Origin of the sequence: Actinobacillus vicugnae, assembly GCF_901687125.1 — a bacterium.
Taxonomy (GTDB): Bacteria; Pseudomonadota; Gammaproteobacteria; order Enterobacterales; family Pasteurellaceae; genus Actinobacillus; species Actinobacillus vicugnae.
The window spans coordinates 1-561 of the sequence record NZ_CABFJY010000042.1 but is presented as its reverse complement, the minus strand read 5'-3'; the positions used below and the strand labels follow the sequence as shown (position 1 = coordinate 561).

Genomic DNA, 561 nt, shown 5'->3' with positions numbered 1-561 from the left:
GGTGCTCTTTGCAAGCATTCGGCTCGGTAGGAATACACTGATTGTCTTGATAAAATTTATATAAATTTGTTAATACCGTTTTTATTGCCAATAAATATTTATCCATGCTGTGCGCACTTGGATCACCAATATCATGCGCGCGATCTTTTTCTTTAATCAATCTTGCGGGAGCCCATTCACTGATACGCAACTGAATAATATCATGTTGAGCAAATGGCAACATATATACATTCGCGCCCTTATTCATAAATTGGCAAAGGTTGCCGTGGTGTGTATAAGGATCGCCTTCAAAATTAATTAGCCCCTCAGCAAGAAAATTAATATCTCCCTTACTTAACCAATATAGTCCTAGTTTTACCTCTTTTGGAAGCAGGCTATAAATCCCACCATCTATTGCGCGCCCTGGCACACTTGGCACCCAGTCCCCTGCATTCACATGGCGAAAATGCGTAAACTTATCACTGTAATAACGCGCAAAGTCACTATTCCCCACGCGTGGTGAGCCATAGGTATAAAGCAATGGTTTAAAGCCTAATTCAAATAGGTAAGCACTTAAAATGG

1 protein-coding gene is annotated in these 561 nt (G+C 40.5%); it reads right to left on the bottom strand.

The window, feature by feature from the left end; genetic code table 11:
• The coding region (locus F8M47_RS08175) for a lipase family protein (RefSeq protein WP_208790041.1) at window positions 1-561 on the bottom strand (561 nt) is incomplete at both ends.